The sequence below is a fragment of the Chondrinema litorale genome (assembly GCF_026250525.1).
Lineage (GTDB): Bacteria > Bacteroidota > Bacteroidia > Cytophagales > Flammeovirgaceae > Chondrinema > Chondrinema litorale.
Genome location: NZ_CP111043.1, coordinates 3680940 through 3700797 on the forward strand (window position 1 = coordinate 3680940; position 19858 = coordinate 3700797).

General features: G+C 32.5%; 12 protein-coding genes. 5 read left to right on the forward strand and 7 right to left on the reverse strand.

The annotated features are described in order from the left end of the window. The first annotated feature begins 39 nt into the window (after positions 1 to 39). The 4 genes from OQ292_RS15215 to OQ292_RS15230 all read left to right on the forward strand — a co-directional run bounded on the left by OQ292_RS15215 (position 40) and on the right by OQ292_RS15230 (position 11572). Entirely contained in the window at positions 40 to 1029 is a 990-nt protein-coding gene (locus tag OQ292_RS15215; protein ID WP_284682997.1) for a lysylphosphatidylglycerol synthase transmembrane domain-containing protein, read from the forward strand. Positions 1030 to 1298: 269 nt separating this feature from the next. Further along, on the forward strand, positions 1299 to 5300 hold the full coding sequence (locus OQ292_RS15220) for a choice-of-anchor D domain-containing protein (protein WP_284682998.1): 4002 nt from the start codon (positions 1299 to 1301) through the stop codon (positions 5298 to 5300). Between the two features lie 353 nt (positions 5301 to 5653). Beyond that, entirely contained in the window at positions 5654 to 10072 is a 4419-nt protein-coding gene (locus OQ292_RS15225) for a malectin domain-containing carbohydrate-binding protein (protein WP_284682999.1), read from the forward strand. A 162-nt stretch (positions 10073 to 10234) separates the two neighbouring features. Continuing rightward, complete coding sequence (locus OQ292_RS15230; RefSeq protein ID WP_284682082.1) at positions 10235 to 11572, forward strand: transposase; 1338 nt, start codon at positions 10235 to 10237, stop codon at positions 11570 to 11572. Positions 11573 to 11845: 273 nt separating this feature from the next. On the opposite strand, the gene OQ292_RS15235 is transcribed toward OQ292_RS15230, so the two are convergent. From OQ292_RS15235 to ppk1, 3 genes are all read right to left on the reverse strand, one after another. Then, on the reverse strand, positions 11846 to 13882 hold the full coding sequence (locus tag OQ292_RS15235; protein WP_284683000.1) for a DUF349 domain-containing protein: 2037 nt from the start codon (positions 13880 to 13882) through the stop codon (positions 11846 to 11848). Between the two features lie 39 nt (positions 13883 to 13921). Next, on the reverse strand, positions 13922 to 14497 hold the full coding sequence (locus tag OQ292_RS15240) for a YqgE/AlgH family protein (RefSeq protein WP_284683001.1): 576 nt from the start codon (positions 14495 to 14497) through the stop codon (positions 13922 to 13924). A gap of 299 nt (positions 14498 to 14796) precedes the next feature. Next, entirely contained in the window at positions 14797 to 16920 is a 2124-nt protein-coding gene (gene ppk1, locus OQ292_RS15245; protein WP_284686010.1) for a polyphosphate kinase 1, read from the reverse strand. 718 nt (positions 16921 to 17638) lie between these two features. Between ppk1 and OQ292_RS15250 the strand changes: the two genes are divergently transcribed. Further along, positions 17639 to 17830 (forward strand): hypothetical protein, encoded by a 192-nt coding sequence (locus OQ292_RS15250; protein WP_284683002.1) that lies wholly within the window; start codon positions 17639 to 17641, stop codon positions 17828 to 17830. A 92-nt stretch (positions 17831 to 17922) separates the two neighbouring features. On the opposite strand, the gene OQ292_RS15255 is transcribed toward OQ292_RS15250, so the two are convergent. From OQ292_RS15255 to OQ292_RS15270, 4 genes are all read right to left on the reverse strand, one after another. Next, positions 17923 to 18417: an MOSC domain-containing protein gene (locus tag OQ292_RS15255; protein WP_284683003.1), complete on the reverse strand. Its 495-nt coding sequence runs from the start codon at positions 18415 to 18417 to the stop codon at positions 17923 to 17925. A 1-nt stretch (position 18418) separates the two neighbouring features. Beyond that, positions 18419 to 18949 (reverse strand): hypothetical protein, encoded by a 531-nt coding sequence (locus OQ292_RS15260; protein WP_284683004.1) that lies wholly within the window; start codon positions 18947 to 18949, stop codon positions 18419 to 18421. Between the two features lie 54 nt (positions 18950 to 19003). Then, positions 19004 to 19330 (reverse strand): iron-sulfur cluster insertion protein ErpA, encoded by a 327-nt coding sequence (gene erpA / locus OQ292_RS15265; RefSeq protein ID WP_284683005.1) that lies wholly within the window; start codon positions 19328 to 19330, stop codon positions 19004 to 19006. 77 nt (positions 19331 to 19407) lie between these two features. Next, on the reverse strand, positions 19408 to 19812 hold the full coding sequence (locus OQ292_RS15270) for a hypothetical protein (protein WP_284683006.1): 405 nt from the start codon (positions 19810 to 19812) through the stop codon (positions 19408 to 19410). Between the last annotated feature and the right edge of the window lie 46 nt (positions 19813 to 19858).

The following is a 19858-nucleotide window of genomic DNA, read 5'->3' on the forward strand; positions in this document are numbered from 1 at the left end:
TAAACATATTTTAGGATCTACAAATACTCAAAAGTTACCATGAAGAAATATATTATAGGAGCTTTAGGAATATTAATTTCAGCTATAATAATATATTATATTTCTCGGGATATTTCTATTGAAGATATTTGGAGTAATATTAAGCAAATAAGTATTTGGCAATTGTTGAGTTTGATGCTTGTTTATATTTTATCTTTTTTACCAAGGGCTATACGATGGAAATTGATGTTTCCAGAAAGTACTAGAGTTACCTTTAAAGATAGTTTTATTGCTATTGTAGCTGGCTTTGCCGGCAATAATTTTATACCTGCTAGGGGAGGAGAATTAATACGCATGGAAGTTTTTAGTAGAAGGACTAAAATTGCACGTTTAACCTCTTTAACCTCTGTTTTTACTGAAAAAATCCTAGACGGTTTGGTACTTCTATTGTTTTTGCTGTTATCTATTTCTCTTTTAAATACTGATCTGTTAGAAAATATATGGCTAAAAAATGTACTCTATTTGTCGTTGAGTATTTTTTTAATTGCTACCAGCGCTATTATCATATTAAAAACAAATAAAAGATTGGTATTAAAAATTTTTGAGAAACTCTTAAATAATAAACTTTATGTAATAACAGAAGGAATAGTTGAAAAGGTTTATAATGCTATAGCCTTTCTTCAATTGAACCTAAATTCATTAAAAATTGCCTTTCTAAGTGTGCTTATTTGGACAATTGAAGGAACTGTATTTGTATTAGCTTTTTATTATTTTGGCTTACGAATTCCGGTAATTGTTGTTGGCTTTTTTGTTTTGACAATAGTAAATTTTGGAATATTAATACCCTCATCACCTGCATATTTAGGCGTATTTCAAGGAATGGTACTATTAAGCTTAAGCTTATTAAATACAAAAGAAGAATTATCGCTAACGTTAGGAGTGATAATTCATTTTGCTCAATTTTTTTCGGTAACTAGTTTGGCAATGATTTTGTTTACAGTATCCCCCCTAAAATCTTCTGTTTTTTTAAAGTCTGCTTCAAAGTCTTGAAATGTTTAAAAAAAATCTATTTTTTTTTAAATTTTGTAATAGTATAAGAATCACATTCTAAGATTTCACAATATAAAATATTGCATAATTTAAATTTTGCAAAGAGGGTGGTTTGTGATTTATTTAACTTTTTGATGCGTATTTGAATTTATTAACAAAACTTACATTGTGAGTCTAGTTAGAAAGTTTGGTACAATAATGTATAGGTACGGTGATTAGATAGAAAGTTATTGCGCTTATTAACATTGTTTAACAAACAGCTATACATTATGGCAAGAATCCAATCATTACAAATTAAGATTTTTCTTTTACTTATCTTTTTTAATTTTTCAACCAAAGCTCAAGAAGGTCTTTTTTACACTCAAGAAGAAATTAATGTTTGGCAATCAAGAGCCGGCTTAACTTCTGGTAATAAAATGTACAATACTTCTGGCGATGTAAGTAATAATTCACCTGCATCATGGTCAAAAGTTTTATCTAATGCCAATAGTTTTTTATCTAATCCAACTTCAGAGGTTTGGAATGGCGATTTTTCAAATGAGCCCTACACAAAAGGGATTGGAATGCGAGATGCTGCATTTGTGTATCTTTTAACAAAAAATACTAAGTATTTATCTGCTGTTAAAAGTTTTCTTATAACTCAAGCATCACAATCAGGTACACAATTTAAGAATTGGTCTTACTTCGGTGATACAAAAGGTTTTCATGAAGGTGACTGGATTTCTAGATTGTTTTATGGATATATGTATGTGAGAGGCGATTTAGATTCTAGTACTCAATCAACTTTAGATACTTGGTTTAAATCTGCAGCAACTTTTTATGCTGGAAATATTCATAATGATATACAATTAATGTTTCCAAATAGATTATCTAACGATTATTCTAAAAAAGGAAATGTTGCGGAATCTGGTGCTATGCAAAGTAGCTATGCATATATGGATGCATCAGGTAATTGGAAAAACAAGCTATCTTGGGTTTCTGCTTGGTATAATAACAGACGTTTTACCCAGCTAAGAATCGTAGGATTAGCAGGTGCATTTTTTGATGATGCAAATTTAATTCTGCATGCAAAAACATTTGTGAAAGAATGGTTAAAATATAGTGTTTTTCCAGATGGTACTTTAGGTGAATATCAAAGAAATGGGAATTATGGTAATCCTCAAAATGGTATGATCTACGGTTCTATCAATACTCAAGTTTCTATTGAGATTGCAGATTTATTAGCTAGAGGGGGAGACTTTTCTTTGTATGATTATACTACTTCAGAAGGTTTACACGGAACCGAGGGAGGTAGTAAAAGTATTTATTTAACTATAAAGACTTATTATAATCATATTGATGGTACAATCAAAAGATATTATGGTTCTGTAAGTGAAACAAACAGACTAGACCAAATTTCACCAGCTGGTACTCACTGGATAAATGATGTATGGTTTGCTAAAGCTAATATTTACTATCAAGATGAATATTTCGCGAAAGTTTATACTAGAACAGCTAGTGGTGTCGCAAATTATCCCTCGTCTGGGATAGGCACAGCGGGACCAATTAGATGGGCTTGGGGTGGTTCAGGAGCAGTATTTCCTTGTTCACTGTTTATGTATGGTCAGCTTGAGGGAAAGATTTGGCCATATAGTTCGTCAGACTCGAAACCTACAAATACAAAAATCCTTTACGTAGAAAGCGAATTGAATTTTGGTGATGTTATTCTCGGTGAAACTCAAAATAAAAACATCACTATTGAGAACAATGGAAATACAGAGTTAACTATTACAAGCATATCTTCAGATAACAGTCAGTTTAAAACTAGTTATTCAGGTACTATACAAGCAGGAGGTTCTGTAGTTGTATCAGTTGCATTTACTCCTACTTCTACAGGAGAGCAATCTGCAACAATGGCGATTAGCTCTGATAAAACATCTGGAAGTAATACAGTTACACTATCTGGAACAGGTACTATTGATAATTCTGATAACACAGATGAAACATATGTTTCAACCATTTATGAAGCTGAAACAACAGAGTATGAAGTGTTAACAGAGTCTGGTAGTAATGGATCTGTAGTGGCTGCGTCTGATAAATCTACTTATTTAAGTGATGAGACTGCTTTACAGTTATATGATAAAGGTGATAAAGTTAGGTATACATTTGATCTAAAAGAAACAGGTACTTATCAAATTAAAATAAGACTTAGATCAGGTAATGTAATAAATACATCGGCATACTTACCTAATGGTTATTCATATTCATTAGATAATGCTTCTATAAATATGTCTACCATATCAAGTGAGACATCTTCTAAGGATGTTAATTTTGGTATTTCATACTGGGGAACAGTTCAATCAGAAAAACTTCTTTTAGATGAAGGCAAGCATACACTTGATATTGAATCTTTAATGGATTGGGCACTAATAGATTATATTGAAATATTACAGTTTGGTGTTGAGGAACAAGAACCGATTGCTTTAGATATAGCAAATGCTATAGATTTTGGTAATGTAATAGTAAGTTCAAGTTCATCTAAAGAAGTAGAGATTACAAACAATGGAGAAATTTCAGTAGAGATTACATCAATCGAGTCTGACAGCGAAATATTTACTAGTAACTTTAGTGGAACTATTGAAGCAGGAGAAACTGCTCTTGTAGAAGTTAATTTTAGTCCAACTGCATTAGGTTTATCAGAGGCTACTCTTACAATTGTTTCAAATGATGCAACAGGAGAAATTAAAGTTTCTGGAACTGGTGTTAAGGAGTCTGCTTCATCAGATTATTATTCAAATAAAATTGAGGCAGAAGATGAGTTTACAGTTGATACAGAAACTGGTTCGTTTGGAGATGTATCTGTAAGTGAAGACACTTCACCAGAACTAAGTGGAAATAAAGCTGTTCAAATCTATGATTTAGGAGATGTGGTAAGTATTCCTTTTGATGTTCCTTATGATGGTAAGTATACAATTAAGGTTAGATTGAGATCAGGTAATAGATCAAAGAACTATGTTTACCTCAACTCTGGTTATAGTTTCAAAATTAATGGTGTGGATACCGATTTTAATGCAGACGAAGAATCAATCTCGGATCTAGATCAAAACTTTGGAATCTCATATTGGGGTACGATGTATACTGAAGGTTTAACTTTAGAAGAAGGTGTAAATGTTCTTACTATAAAAGCTGAAATGAGCTGGGGAGTTGTTGATTACATTGAGGTTATTGGAGAAGATGCTTTAGAAGCAACACTTGAAACTCCTGATGCTCTTGATTTTGGTGACGTATCTGTAGGAACAACTATTACAAAATCAATTGTAGTAGAGAATAATGGTAAAGCTACATTTACAATAGATAAAACTGATATTACTGGAGAGTTCTCAGGTTCTTGGTCAGGCGAAGTTAAATCAGGTGAAACAACAGAAATATCAATAGATTTTACACCTGAAGGTATTGGAGATTATGAAGGCGAGTTTGTTATATATTCTGATGGTTATGTTTATAAGACAATTAAATTAACTGCTTCAGGTGTAGTAGAAGAACTTTATAGTGTGAGACTAGAAGCTGAAGAGCATTATGAGGTTGTTAAAAATAAAGGTAGTAATGGAGCCATTACTGTAGCAGATGAAGAATCTACTATATTAAGTAATAATAAAGCTGTTCAGTTATACGACAAAGGAGACATTATGAAAATAACTTTTGATGTTCCTAAATCTTCAAACTATATAATTACTGTAAGACTAAGAGCTGGTAATTATTTAAATTCTTCAGTGTATTTACCAGATGGCTACAGCTTCTATTTAGATAATGAAGATATTTCATTTACGACAATAGAAGATAGCATTTCTGCACTTGTAGACAATTTTGGAAAGTCTACCTTTGGAACAGTTGAATCAGATGAACTTGTTTTAGAAGAAGGTACTCATGAATTAGAGATTGAATCTGCAATCAGTTGGGCTTTAGTAGATTATATTGAAATTACTGAGGTTGATAATTCAAAAGAAAGAAACTCTAACGACAGCAGTGATTTATTAGCTGGTAACCTATCTGTTTCTGTAGATGTTTATCCAAATCCAGTTACTGACTATTTAAATGTTAGTATGGATACAGAAGTTGAAGGTTCAGGAAAAATTGTTTTAATGGACGCATTCGGTAAAGTAGTTTATGAAAATGATATTACATCTTACGATAGTAAACAATCAATTGATGTAACGAGAATAGATAGAGGACTTTACCTACTTCAAGTACAACTTGGGGGGCAAAAAAATGTTAAAAGAGTATTTATTGAATAGTGCCTTTTTAAAGGTTTATATATAAAAAGGAAGGGCTTTACTTTGTGAAGCCCTTCCTTTTTGTATATGAAGTTTATAAATAATTCATGAAACTATTAGGATTTTGGCATGGTTTTAAAAGAATATTTCAATAATTTATTAATAATCTTATAGGCATAGTTTTTTTAATTATTTTTTTAAATTTGCCTAGCTTATTAACATTTATTAATTGATTTTCTCCAATCATTAATATTAACCAACACATTACAGAACCAAACCCTGATCATATTCTAACTTTCTCAGGCTATATTTTTTGATTTAATGTATCCTGAATACAACTAAGGTAAATATAAATTTTCCTAATTATTTTTAGAATGTTCATATCGCTGAGAAATATACTTACATTTAAGTTCTATCTCAATGGAGTGTTGTTGGTAGTCCCTTTGTTATTCCTGTGCTCATTAATTAATTTTTGTTTTGCTCAAGATCGGTTGTTTTATACTGATCAAGAGATAAATATATGGAAGCAAAGAGCCGGATTAACTTCAGGTGGAAAATTATACAACAGTAAAGGAGATGCAGGAACAAATACACCTAACGACTGGGAAAATATATTAAGCAATGCGAATCGCTTTGTTTCAAACCCTCTTTCCGAATTATGGGATGGAAACCTTTCAAAATCACCATATACAAAAGGTATAGGAATGCATGATGCTGCTTTTGTTTATCTCTTAACAAAAGAAACAAAATATTTAGATGCTGTAAAACAACTATTAATAAGTCAGGCAGGTGTAGCTAAAACAGATTTTAGTACTTGGGAATACTTGGGAGATACTAAGGCATTTCATGAAGGAGATTGGATATCGAGATTATTTTATGGGTATATGTTTGTAAGAACCGCAATGTCATCTTCTGATAGAGATAAGATGGATAAGTGGTTTAAAAATGCTGCTACCTATTATGCTAATAATGTACATGAAGACCTCAAATTAAACTTCCCTAATAGATTAAGCGGTGATTATTCTGTGAAGAAGAATGTTGCTCAAAATGGTGATATGCAGAATGATTATGCATATGTAAATGCAAGTGGTATAAAAAAGAATAAATTATCTTGGTTATCAGCTTGGTATAACAACAGAAGGTTTTCTCAGATAAGAATTGTTGGCTTAGTTGGAGTAATGTATAATGATGCCAATCTAATTAATCATGCTAAAACTTATGTAACAGAGTGGTTAAAATATAGCGTATTTCCTGATGGTACGATGGGTGAATATCAACGTAATGGGAATTATGGTAACCCTCAAAATGGGATGATCTATGGTTCGATTAATACTCAAGTATCAATTGAAATAGCAGATTTATTGGCACGAGCAGGAGATGTCTCTCTATATGAATATACTACTTCAGATGGTTTACATGGAACTCAAGGTGGTAGTAAAAATATATATCTTACGATTCAGACTTATTATAAGCAGATCGATAAAAAGATATTAAATTATTATGGATCAGTTAGTGAAACTAATAGACTTGATCAAATTTCACCTACAGGTACACATTGGGTAAATGATATATGGTTTGCCAAAGCAAACATTTATTATAAAGATGATTATTTCAAAAAGGTCTACACAAGAACTAGTGGAGGAGTTGAACGTTTTCCATCCTCTGGTATAGGTACTGCTGGTCCTATACGTTCTCCTTGGGGAGGCTCTGGAGGTGTACTGCCTGGTATGTTATTTATGTATGGACAGATGGAAGGGTTAGTCTGGCCATATGCAGATGGTAAAGAAGATCAAACTATCACTTTTAATCAAATATCAGATCGTTTTTTAAGTGATGGTTCATTTGAGCTTGCTGCTACCTCTTCTTCTGGTTTAACGGTTAATTTTGAAGTAATATCAGGTCCAGCATATATATCTGGTAATATTATAAATTTCACAGGAGTTGGTGAAGTTAAGGTTAGAGCTTATCAGGGAGGAAATAGTTCATTTCGATCTGCCGAAGCTACTCAATCTTTTATTATCAAAAAAAAAATTAAAATAGGTCAGATAGAGGATCAGATTTTAAAAGGAGGTAGTGAGTTGACACTTGATGTAGCAATGAGTTATGGAGGGATAGATGAAAGCTTACTACAAATGACTGTAACCTCAGAAGATGAAACACTGATGCCTAATGCGAATATTACAGTTTTAGGTAGTGGTAAAAATAGAATAATGAGTTTTAAAGCTCCAACAGGTGTTGAAGGCTCCGTTAAAATAATTATAAATGCTACTGATGGAATAGCAGATGCAGATGCTCAAAGTTTTAATATTCTTATAGGTGAATTTACTAGTAGTACTTTAAGGCTTGATGCAGGCCTAATTACAGGACAAGAGGTTTATAGTGATAAAACATTTGTACCAATGTTGCCTTATTTATTCGAAGGTGAGGCCTTCAACTCTTTCTTATCAACTCCGATAGCGAATACAGATACTGATAAATTATATCAAAATGAGATTTGGGGAAATACAGAAGTAACAAAGTATATATTCCCAGTTAACCAAGGAGAGTACTCTATACATTTACATTTTGCTGACTGGCACTATAACAATCCAGGTGATAGAATAATGGATATTTTGTTGGAAGGAGAAATTGTACTTGATGATTTCGATATAATTGAAGAGGTAGGTAAATCAGCCGTTGTTATCAGATCTTTTGATAAAGTTATAAAAGATGGTAGTCTAGAGCTTGAAATAAGAAATATTAGCGGGTATAGTAAAATTTCAGGTGTTGAGATTTTACCAGTAGGAGAAGAACATCTTGCTGTAGAAACTCCAGATGCATTAAACCAAGTAATAGATTTTGAGTCACTTGGTAGTGTTACAATAAAAGACTCACCACTTGAATTAGTTGCTACATCAAGTTCAGGTTTACCTGTGAAGTTTCAAGTTATTTCTGGCCCTGCAGTGTTAACAGGTAATTTCCTCACTTTGACAGATTTAGGGCAAGTAACAGTTAAAGCTTACCAAGCAGGAGATGAAAGTTATTTGCCAGCAGATGATGTTGTAAGAACATTTAAAGTTACTGAAAAGCTTAATTTACCAAAAATATCTGATGTTATCATTACTCAAAATGAAACATTAGGTCCATTAAATTTAAAATTGTCTTATTCTGGAGATATAAATGATTTGAAAATAAGTGCTGAGTCTGAAAATACTGAGATTATACCTGATGGTAATATTATTATACAAAGAAGTGGTAATAATTTTAATTTAACTCTTACTCCTGGTAAAGATTTAACTGGACTTAGTAAAATTACTGTTGATGTTTCAGATGATTCAGGAGCTAGTAAAAGTCAATCGTTTAATGTTCTTGTAGAAGAGGAACAAAAGCCTACGGTGGCTAATCTTAGGCTAGATGCAGGGTTAATTGAAGGAGAGTCTACTTATGAAGGTAAATTATTTGAACCTTTATTACCATATTTAACAAAAGGTACAACCTACAGTACTCATGCATATTGGATAACTGATGTATTAAATACTGAAAATGATGGCTTATACCAAACAGAATTATGGTGGGAAGCTGATACAACTCTTAACTTTGAATTTCCACTAGAACCAGGAGAGTATACTGTTCATTTACATCTTATAGATTTGTATTCAACTAAAGTTGGTGATAAACTAATGGATGTTGTATTACAAAATGAAAAAATCCTTAATAACTATGATATTGTACTAGAAGCTGGTACAGAAACCGCTGTAATAAAAAGCTTTGATGTTACTTTGGCAACTGGGGATCTTAAAATGGAGTTTTATGGAGTAATAGGTTTTGATCAAATCTCAGGTATTGAGATTTTACCGAAAGGAGAAGAGCCTCTAAAATTGCTAAATGAAACAGAAGATATAAATAACTCACCAGTTATAAATGATATAGATGAACCATTAATCCAAGAAGGAGCAACTATGAATGTGGCAGTAACAGCTACAGATATTGATGGAGATGAAATAGTTTTATCAATTGATTCCTTACCTAACTTTGTGTCATTTATTGATGATAGTGGCGGAAAAGGGACAATTTTAGTATCTCCTAGCTATGAGGATGAAGGAACATACGAATTAACTGTAGTTGCAAAAGATGATAGAGAAGGAGAGAGCCGATTAGATTTTAAAATACAAGTAGTTGATCTCTCAATGGAATTAAAGATTACTTCTTTTACATTGGTAAATGGTGATACAGATGAAGATATTAAAGTCTTAAGTGAGGGAGATACAATTAAATATTCTGAAATTGGTACTAAGAATATTAACATTAGAGCAAATGTTGATGAAAGAATAATTGATCGTGTTGATTTTTCTATCAATCAAATAAATACCATAGCGAACACAGTTCCATTTAATGTATTTAATGCTGATACTACTTTCAATTACTCAGACATACTTCAAGGCTATGGTACTTTAAATATATTAGAAGCAATACCTTATAAAACTTTAAACAAGACTTCTACTTATACAGGCACAAAAAGTGGAATAAGTTTTTATATTGATACAGATTTTCCCGATTTTCAAGTGGATGTTTATCCAAATCCATCAGAGGAGTTATTCAATTTTTCTGTAAACCAATGGTCTGATAGCGGAATGTATTTTTCTTTGTATGATATTTCGGGCAAAATATTTATCAATGAGGAATTAGATCCATCCCAAAGACATAACCTTAAGCTTTATATGCACAACAGCATGTATAAGGCTGGTTTGTATATATTTAAGATATACTCTGCTGATGGTACATTATCTACTATAGAGAAAATTACTAAGAAGTAATTCTTTAAAAAGGCCTTACCTTTTAAATAAAAGGGATTGAAAATCAAGGTTTTAAATGCATTAATGTATAAAATAAAACCCCGCAATTAGCTAATAAAAGCTTTTTTCGGGGTTTTTGATTTGTTAAATTGTAGTGTCTAATCACAATTAACACTACAATATATGAGAGATCAACAGCTTTTCCAACCACAAGATTACTTAACTCCAAAATGGTATTTATTTAAGAGTAGTAAATTGGGTAATGTTTATGATAGCATCCCTTGGGAACAACTTTCTGCATGTCTGCCTAAGAAAAATAAAGGCCCTGGTGCTCCTAGCTGGTTTTCGCCTCAGGGCATGTTTGGCTTAATGTTTCTAAAAGCCTATTTAAACCTGAGTGATGAAAAGCTCATAGCACGCTTTAATACCGATTGGAGCCTTCAGCTATTTTGCAATAAATTGCTACAGGATCATCAAAAGATTAAGGATAAGGCCATTTTAAGTCGAATCAGGACGTATATGGCGGACCATACTGATTGGCAACAACTTCAAGAGGTACTACTCCAACACTGGAAAACAGACATGCATAATACGCATGTGCTCTTAATGGATGCTACTTGTTATGAGAGTTATATTCGTTTTCCTACCGATGTTAAGCTGCTCTGGGAGAGCTGCCAATGGGTGTTTGAAAAGCAGCTTTACAGATACTGTAAAATATTAGGAGTAAAACGACCTGGCTCCAAATATATAGATCAAAAGCGCATGCAGATGTCTTATGATCGTAGTCGTAAAAAGACATATAAAGCTGGTCGCAAGCGTAAAAAGTCATTGATATATCTACTATCCAAAGGATTGGGGCAACTGCAATGCCTACTTAACGAAAATCCACAAATACAGCTTCACTTACATGAGAGAACATATCTAAAAACTATAAAGAAGATAATCGAGCAACAGCAATTCTTGCAGCAGCATCCAGCTAAAGAATTGAAAAACAGGATTGTATCACTTCCCAAGGCTTATGTTAGGCCGATAGTGCGAGGTAAAGAAGCTAAAAGGGTTGAGTTCGGAATGAAGGCACACCTGCTTCAGGTGGATGGTATCTGCTTTATCGATACCATGGAGTTCCGCGCTTTTAATGAAAGTACCAGACTGAAATTAAGTAGTTTAAAACATAGATCGATATTTGGCTCACTTCATCAACTAGGAGCAGATCGCATTTACGCCACCAACAAAAACAGGAAGTATTTAACAGAAAAGAAGATATTTACCTGCTTTCCAAAGAAAGGTCCTAAAGTAAACAACCCTGCTGAAAGCCAACTCAGAAGTCTCATCTCTAGCCAAAGAGCCACGGTGATGGAGGGAAGTTTTGGCGTGCATAAAACAGCTTATGGCCTCAATAAGATCAAGGTTAAAGGAGAAAAACGAGAAATGATACACGTTTTTTTCGCAGTTATGATGGCCAATGCCGTTAAGATCAGCAAAAGGAAATCAGAACAAGCCCCTCTACTTCAGGCCGCCTAAACCTAAAGCTGAAAAGCCTATGGGATGAGTGTGTCTATACTATCCAAAAGCAATATTTTCCAGTTTTATCAATAGGATTACTCACAGTATTGTACTTTTTAAATAGTCCAAAACAGCAGGTACCAAGATTTGAAACAAAAAAAAGCTGAACTTTATCTATCCAACTCTTATTTTTTATTGGTCTTAATCAATTTTCAAGGAGGCCCTAAAAATAGGGCAATAAAAAAGCGCTTTCCATTACAGAAAGCGCTTTTTTTATCTTAAAGAGTCTAATTAAGTGATTTTAGAAATAATTCTTAATTGTGCTCTTAGGTCATCTAGTTTTTTATTTGCCTGATCTATTTTAGTGCTGAATTCTTTTTTAAGCTTATCAGCAGTTTTAGAGTTAGCAAAGAAAGAAAGGTTGTTTTCCCATAATGCAATATCATTTTCAAGAGCATCAATTTTCTTTCTAATCGCTTGCTCCTGACGTCTCATTTTAGAGCCGAGTTGTGGAGCTTTCTCATAGAAATCCATATGAGCCTGAAGCTTAATCTTCTCTTTCTTGTCCTCATCCTCTTCAGGATAATTCTCATAGAACAATTCAAAAGCTGCGATAAAGTCTTCTAGAATATTATTAATATCTCTTTTAGGAACAAAACCAATAGCTAGATACTCATCAACTAATTTGTTTAGCTGTTCTGTATCATCCGAATTAGCTTCGGCAAGGTCTGTAATCTTCTTGCAGACATCTTGTTTAGCTTTAAGGTTTTCTTTAAACTCTTTATCTTGGCTGCTTCTTTTGTTTCTTTTTCTTTCAAAGAAATGATCACAAGCAGCTTTAAATCTTTTGTAAACAGATTCTCTTTGGGCTTCTGGTACTGGACCAAGTTCTTTCCACTTCTTTTGAAGTGATTTTAAAGAATCTGCGGCTGAGTTCCACTCTGTACTTTCTTGTAGTTCTTCAGCTTGTACACAAAGTTCTTCTTTAAGTTTGAGGTTTTCTTTTCTTTGTTCTTCAAGACGTTCGAAGAATTTGCCTTTATTATTAAAGAAGGTTTTAAAATTACCCCAGAACTGTTTATTTATATTTTTAGCAACTTCTCTTGGAAGAGGACCAATTGCTTCCCATTTTTTCTGAACTTCAAGCAACTCTTTTGTTTTTTCGTTCCATTCCTTTATGCGGTCTGAATCGAAATTTGTATATGGTTCAACAGCAAGACATAATTCTTGCTTTGCCTTCATATTTTCGTTTAGTTGTTTTTTATATCCTTCTGCGAATTCTCTTTTCTTATCATAAAGTGCGTCAGATGCGCCTTTGAATCTTTCCCAAACTTCGTCAGATTTTTCTTTTGGAATAGGGCCTATAGACTTATACTCATCATGCAAATGCTTAAGCAGTTTAATAGCTTCATTTATGTTTTCTTGAGAAGCTAAGTCTTCTGCTTTTTCGCAAAGTTCTAGTTTTGCATCTAGGTTTTTCTTACGATCAATTTCTTTTAATTCGTACTCTATACTCTTATGATCGTAATATAAATCTAATAGGGCATTATATGTATTATAAAGGTTTTCGGCTTCTGGTTGAGGTACCGCGCCAATTTCCTTCCATTTTTTCTGTAATGATTTAATTTTTGCCAGACCACCTTTTTGATCAGGAGTGTTGGTAATATCTTTTATTTCCTGAATAATGGCTTTTTTGGCTTCGAGGTTTTTCTCTCTATCTTTTCTTATAGACTCATACTTCTCTTTTCTTCTAATATTATGTTGTTTGAAGTTATGGAAGAATGTGTCTATTTCTTTACTACGCTTATATTCAAAACCTTCTTCAGAACCGTTATTTTGTTCTCTATAAGCAAGAATGGCTTCAGATTTTTCAGAGTCGTAGAAGTGGTTTACTTCTTCACGAAGCTTGCGCATCGTTCTGTCTGCCTTCTTAATGTTGTCTTCATTAAGTAGGTCACTACTTAATTTGAGTATTTGATCCAGCGTGAGTACTGAAAAGTCCTCTTCTTCATGATCTTCATCATCATGATCTTCGTCTTCTTCTATATCAGTACCATCGTCTTCACTATCATCAGAATCGTCCGATTCTTCTGTAGTTTCTGCTTCTGCAGCAGGCTGGGTTTCACTAGTAACTTCCTCTTTAACCGATTCAGTTTCGCTTTCAGCAGACACTTCTTCTTTAACTTCAGTTTCTTCTGCAATTGTTTCAGTTGAAACTTCCTGTTTTTCTTCAGTATCTGTTTTCTCGTTTTTTTCCAGGTTTACCAGTTCTTCTGACTTCTCAGTGTTTTCTGTACCTTCCTTTTGAGGATCCTTATCTTCGTTCATAATGGTGTGTTTTTGCAGCACAAAGCTAACAAAATGTTATTAATTTAATCGGGGGTCAGTTGGATAATTTGAAAGAACCTGATATTTTTTACCCATTGACCTTAATATATTTTTCCATAATTCTTCAGGCTCTACCTCAAACAGCATTTGGAGATTAGTTTTTGCAATTACCCAAGAATCTTGTTTTAATTCGCTGTGTAATTGCTCGCTACCCCAACCGCTGTAACCAATAAAAAAACGACATGTGCCAGGATGTACTTTCCCTTCTGCATGCAATGCTTTTAATTGATCGTAATTACCGCTCCAGTAAACTCCATCTCTTAATGCAATGCTATCTTCAAGAAAATCGAATTTATGTATAAAGTGCAAAGTATTTTGCTCAACAGGGCCACCAAAGTATATATTATTGCCAGTAAGAAAAATTTCGTTACTTTCTTCTATACTTACCATAGCAGGTCTGTTAAATACTAAGCCAAACGAACCTTCTTCTTGATGCTCGCACATAAGAACAACTGATCTTTTAAAATTAGGATCTGCAAGAAAAGGCTCGGCTAAAAGGATGTCTCCCTTTTGCACTTCAAAGTTTTCGTTCAAATTTCCATTGAAGGTAAACATATTTCAAAGCATTAGTTGATTACTGCTTATTTATAATATTTATATCTTCTGAAATTATAAATACCAGACTCAATAGAATATAGCTATAATGCATAAGGCATTTACAATTAGTTATAGAAATACTTTTAACAAAGTACCTCTTTATTCACTTTAAGATAAATTTATTTTAATGTCTCAGTTATGAAGTTTAAGGATTTATAGCAAATCAAATTTGCTAATACTTATGTTTTAGTAAGACCAGCTTGTTTTTTCTTAGATAAAACTGGCGATGCCCAAACTTTGTAAAATCTTTACTTTTATCAAAATAATGTCACATCTTTTATAGCATCTTCTGACAATTTATAAAACTCTTTATGAGCATCAAACGGTTTTTCATTATTTATTTCAGGTTTTATATATGTTCCGTCTTCTTGCATTATATAAGTATTTACATTGTCTCTAAGGCTGTAATCTAGAATTGTCATGGTCTCTTTTTTGCATTTTTCATCAACAAAAAGGAATAGAGATTCGATTCTTCTATCGAAACTTCTTACCATGGCATCTGCACTACCACCATACACTTTAGGATCGCCATTGTTATGGAAATAGAAAATGCGAGAGTGTTCGAGGTAGTTACCTACAATAGATTTAACTTCAATATTCTCACTTAATCCTTTTCTACTCGGACGTAAACAGCAGATACCTCTTACAATTAATTTTATTGGCACTCCTGCTTGAGATGCTTTATAAAGTGCATCAATAAATTTATCGTCTTGTAGTGAATTAACCTTTACAATGATACCACTCGGTAAACCTGCTTTTGCATTTTTTGCTTCCTGTCTAATAAGCGAGATCAGGTCTGTTCTCATGCTGATAGGAGCAGTGAGTAGGTAATCGTATTTTTGTGGATTAGAGTGTCCGGTAATTGCATTAAAGAATTCAGATACATCGTGAGCATAAATCTCTTTGGTGGTTATAAAACCAATATCAGTATAAAGTCTTGATGTATCCTCGTTGTAATTACCACTAGACATATGGACATATCTGGTAACTTTATCGCCTTCTTTTCTTACGATAAGTAACATTTTGGTATGAGTTTTTAAATAACCTATACCATGAATTACAAAGCAACCTGCGTCCTGTAATCTTTTAGCTTCTCTTATATTATTTTCTTCGTCAAAGCGGGCTTTAATTTCGAATAGTACAGAAACGTGCTTTCCATTTTCGGCAGCTTTATAAAGTGCATTTGTGATGCGAGAATCTTTAGCGACTCTATATATAGTGATTTTTATCGCCAGTACATTCGGGTCTTCTGCAGCAGCCTCTATTAGTTTAAGAAGAGGTTCAATGCTATTATATGGATGATGAAGCAGAACATCTCTTTCTTTAAATATATTAAAGATGTTATCTTCTGTATCATCAAAGCGCAATGTAATAGGAGTTACAGGCTTTTTGCTCGAAGGCATGTGGTATTTAAATGCACTATGATTTACAATTTGCCATATGCAAGTAAAATCAATAAGGGCTGGTACTTCAAATACATTATAACCATCAATATCCCACTTAGAACTGAGATATTGCATCATCCACTTATTTGCATTTGGCTCAACTTCTAATCTTACAACCCTTCCAGTTTTTCTAGTTTTAAGCTTTCTTTTTATCTCGTCGATAAAATCTGTTTCAAGATCTTCACTTTCTTCTAGTGTATAATCACCATTCCGCGTAATTCTAAGGAGGTTAACAGAAGTGATACTTACATTTCTGAAAAGCTTATCGATATTAGCCTTAATTATAGATTCTATTGGGACAAACACCATTTCATCTTCTCTAAAGATTTCGTAAAACCTTGGCAGATTTTGAGGTATTTGTACAAAAGATAGCTTATTATTTTCTTTTCCATCTTCTATCTCTTTGGTTACTACTCCAAAGCATAAAAGCTTGTTCATTAGCATAGGAAAGGTATGGTATGCATCAGAAACCATTGGAGTAAGCATCGGGAATACAGTTTTTAGAAAGTATTCATTAGCCGAAGTTCTTTCGTTTTCTGTTAAGTCTTCTATATTAGAGATAGAGAAATTGTTCTCAGGAAATTTTGGAGCAATATCACTTAAGTAAAAACTATACTGGTCTTGTACCAACTCTTGTAATTGTTCTAGCAAAGTAGCTCTAAATGGATCTTCTCTTAAGCCCGAATAATCGAGCCTTTGTTTATCATAGTCTATATAATTATATAAACTGCCCACACGAACCATAAAAAACTCATCAAGGTTTGATGCTGTAATGGCAATAAATTTTAACTGCTCAAGTACATTCCTTTTTTTGTTTTTTGCTTGATCTAATACTCTATGGTTGAATTGGAGCCAGCTTAAATCCCTACTTATATATACACTTTTTTGTATAAGTGCATCAACGCGATCCTTATAAACTGAAGGGTTGGTAGTCATTTTAATATCTCTGAGTTTTTGCAATGTATTTTTATTTATCTGATTCGGCTTTATTTAAATTGAAATAAAAAAATGGATATATAAATTAATTCATTTTTTCAATTCGAAATAAATATACAAGATGCATTTATGGCAGACAAATACTTCTATCAATCAATTACAATTTTGAATTGTTTTTAAGGAAATACTGAAGAAGATGTGTTTATTAATAATAAAAAGTGATTTGATAAACTGATCGAATTATTCGAATTGTTATATTTTAATATTTAGTGATTAATAGTAGCAGAGTTTAGATATGTGTAAGTAAATGCAGAGGTTTTAAGATGAAGTCGGATGTTTTTTTACAAAAAATGGCATATGGCAAAAAAAACTTACATCACTTTTAAATTTTGTATTCCTAAAATAGATTGTGAACAATATTTAATGCTAAATGTAATTACTAGTTTACTAATATATATAACCTTGCTGTAAATTGCCTATGAGCTTTGTTATTTAGGTAAAATCAGGGATTATAGGGTATGGATATGTAGTTTTAAAAATCAAAAAGTAAATAACATTTATTTACATTAAAAAGCTAAAAAACAAAAAATGTGTTTCCTCTTTTTTTAGATTCATTACTCTTGAAAGTTTTGTGCTAAAATCCGAAAGTTTAATTCAGATAGTATCCTGATATTTGTTTTATACAAATAATTCAAATGAACTAAACAAATATACGAATATGAACTCTTTACTTTTCATCATTAGCCTTCTTGTTGGATCTTTCACATTTTCAACTCTTCTATATATCTATTTCGCTTATACTTCACAACCAGACCCTGAAGAAGAATTAATTTTCCAAAGTTTTAAAAACGAAAGTTTAACTGCATCACATTTATCAGTAGAAAGCAGCATGGAAGAAAAAGTTGCTTGAACCTTTCTAGATACCAATAAACAACTCCAATTTTAAGAATAGTTGAATTTCGGTTTCGCTATTCTTTTTTTTTGCCTAAAATTTAATATTAGCTATTCTTTTAAGAGGCTTACTTCATCTCCAATATTGATCTTGCCATTTTCTATAACCTTAGCTGTTATTCCTCCATGTCCTCTCATAGCATTGTAACCTCCATCTCCTAAAGCTTCTTCCATTCTTGAGCATGGGTGGCAATAGCCAGTCATTTCTAATACAGCAGTTCCTATTTTAAATTTTTTGTCCTTTAATGCTAAAAGATTAATTCCTTTTACAACTATATTTCTTCTTAATGTAGATGGATGTAAAGCTGAAAGATTCAGAATAGACTGAATAACAGGTAAGTGTTCTTGTTGAATAAGAGTAATTGCTCTGTTTCCAGAACTTTTTTTATATCTATCACCCACTAGACCATATTCGTCGACAGTAACTTCTTGCAATTCGTTTATTTTCTCTCTGGTTGCTGGTCTTACACCAATCCAAGTTACATTTCCGATTTGAGGAATGTGTTCCATAAGCATTTTCAGGTTATTAAATTTGGTGTTGATCATATCAGCTTTTAGCAAAAAGAACTTTCAATGCTCCCCAAAGAGCTCGCTTAGCATTTACATCATTTTTCAAAACAGTTAAGTCGTCTGCAAGAAGAATTGTTTTTCCTTCAATATTTAATGATTGATATAAGTCTTTGCTCGAAGGTATTTTGGTGGGCTCCCATATATCTCCAAAATGGATCAAAGTGGAATATCCGATGAGTGTATTGAGATCGAAGTTTTGGAGTGTTTTATTTTCCTCAGAATTTATAATGGCTATTTCATTTAATGATAGTGAAACGGCTTCACATATCTTAATAAGCAAATTAAATTCTTCAGACTTTAAAAAATCACCATTGCTGTGTTTAACTATAATTGCTACACCATATTTATTCTGTCCATAAAATTTAAGCTCAGGTTGCTCAATAGGAGGAGGGGTTTGCTCTTCTGGTTTTTCTACTGGTGTAGGAGCCTCAAAATTATCGTTCTTAACAACATAGATTGGTGTATCTATAAAAAGCGATATAAAAGATTGATCTTCTGAAGTATTCATAAATAAAAAAGCCTCATCAAAATAATGAGGCTGAAATTAGTTAAAATATTTTATTTAAACAGCAAAGCTCTCACCACAGCCACAAGTTCTAGTAGCATTAGGATTTATAAATTGGAATCCTTTTCCATTTAATCCATCAGTGAAATCTAATGTGGTGCCTAATAGATAAAGCAAGCTCTTTTTGTCAACTAAGATTTTCACTCCTTTATCTTCAAAAACTTCGTCACTTTCTTTACTTGTATTGTCAAAGTCAAGATCGTACATAAGACCCGAACAACCTCCACCTTTTACGAGAACTCTTAAATTATAATCTTCTCCGTGGCCTTTTTCTTCCTTAAGGTCTTTTAATTTCTTTTTAGCAGTATCGGTTATATGTATCATATCAATTAATTTATATGCAAAAATAATAATGTTATTCTAATCTGGGTACCAGAAAAGGCAATTATTCAAACAAGATTTTATGTAACTGGGTTCATAACTATACTATAAACCGAGATGCTGTTGATATCTCTATTATAATATAACTTATCCAGCGCATCATACATGTTTTTAGCCCTAAAATAAGAAGTATGCAAATCTTTATCTCCAATAATTCGCCATTGAATGGTATATGAGCTTTCTTCTTCTTTATATTTTTTAACATATTCAAGCATTTTATTTAATGCTTCAATTTTGTCGAGCCCAATTACAGAATGAAATAAGAAAGACTGATTGTGTCTGGGATTAACCGTAATTAAGTTAAGTTTTATATTGTTTTCAGTATTAGTGAAATCGAAAATCAGGTTTCCTTCCATGCCTAAATGTTTTTCAATTGCAGTTTGTATTCTGGCAATTTCGACATGGAAGTCTGTTGATGTATTCATAATAGAAGATTAAATGATATTTTAAAGCTTACTATGGCAAGCTATA

What these genes read in the sequence shown, in the direction of transcription:
- OQ292_RS15215 (WP_284682997.1), top strand. Translation starts at nt 40, where the DNA reads ATGAAGAAATATATTATAGGAGCTTTAGGAATATTAATTTCAGCTATA.
- OQ292_RS15220 (WP_284682998.1), top strand. Translation starts at nt 1,299, where the DNA reads ATGGCAAGAATCCAATCATTACAAATTAAGATTTTTCTTTTACTTATC.
- OQ292_RS15225 (WP_284682999.1), top strand. Translation starts at nt 5,654, where the DNA reads ATGTTCATATCGCTGAGAAATATACTTACATTTAAGTTCTATCTCAAT.
- OQ292_RS15230 (WP_284682082.1), top strand. Translation starts at nt 10,235, where the DNA reads ATGAGAGATCAACAGCTTTTCCAACCACAAGATTACTTAACTCCAAAA.
- OQ292_RS15235 (WP_284683000.1), bottom strand. Translation starts at nt 13,882, where the DNA reads ATGAACGAAGATAAGGATCCTCAAAAGGAAGGTACAGAAAACACTGAG.
- OQ292_RS15240 (WP_284683001.1), bottom strand. Translation starts at nt 14,497, where the DNA reads ATGTTTACCTTCAATGGAAATTTGAACGAAAACTTTGAAGTGCAAAAG.
- ppk1 (WP_284686010.1), bottom strand. Translation starts at nt 16,920, where the DNA reads ATGACTACCAACCCTTCAGTTTATAAGGATCGCGTTGATGCACTTATA.
- OQ292_RS15250 (WP_284683002.1), top strand. Translation starts at nt 17,639, where the DNA reads ATGAACTCTTTACTTTTCATCATTAGCCTTCTTGTTGGATCTTTCACA.
- OQ292_RS15255 (WP_284683003.1), bottom strand. Translation starts at nt 18,417, where the DNA reads ATGATCAACACCAAATTTAATAACCTGAAAATGCTTATGGAACACATT.
- OQ292_RS15260 (WP_284683004.1), bottom strand. Translation starts at nt 18,949, where the DNA reads ATGAATACTTCAGAAGATCAATCTTTTATATCGCTTTTTATAGATACA.
- erpA (WP_284683005.1), bottom strand. Translation starts at nt 19,330, where the DNA reads ATGATACATATAACCGATACTGCTAAAAAGAAATTAAAAGACCTTAAG.
- OQ292_RS15270 (WP_284683006.1), bottom strand. Translation starts at nt 19,812, where the DNA reads ATGAATACATCAACAGACTTCCATGTCGAAATTGCCAGAATACAAACT.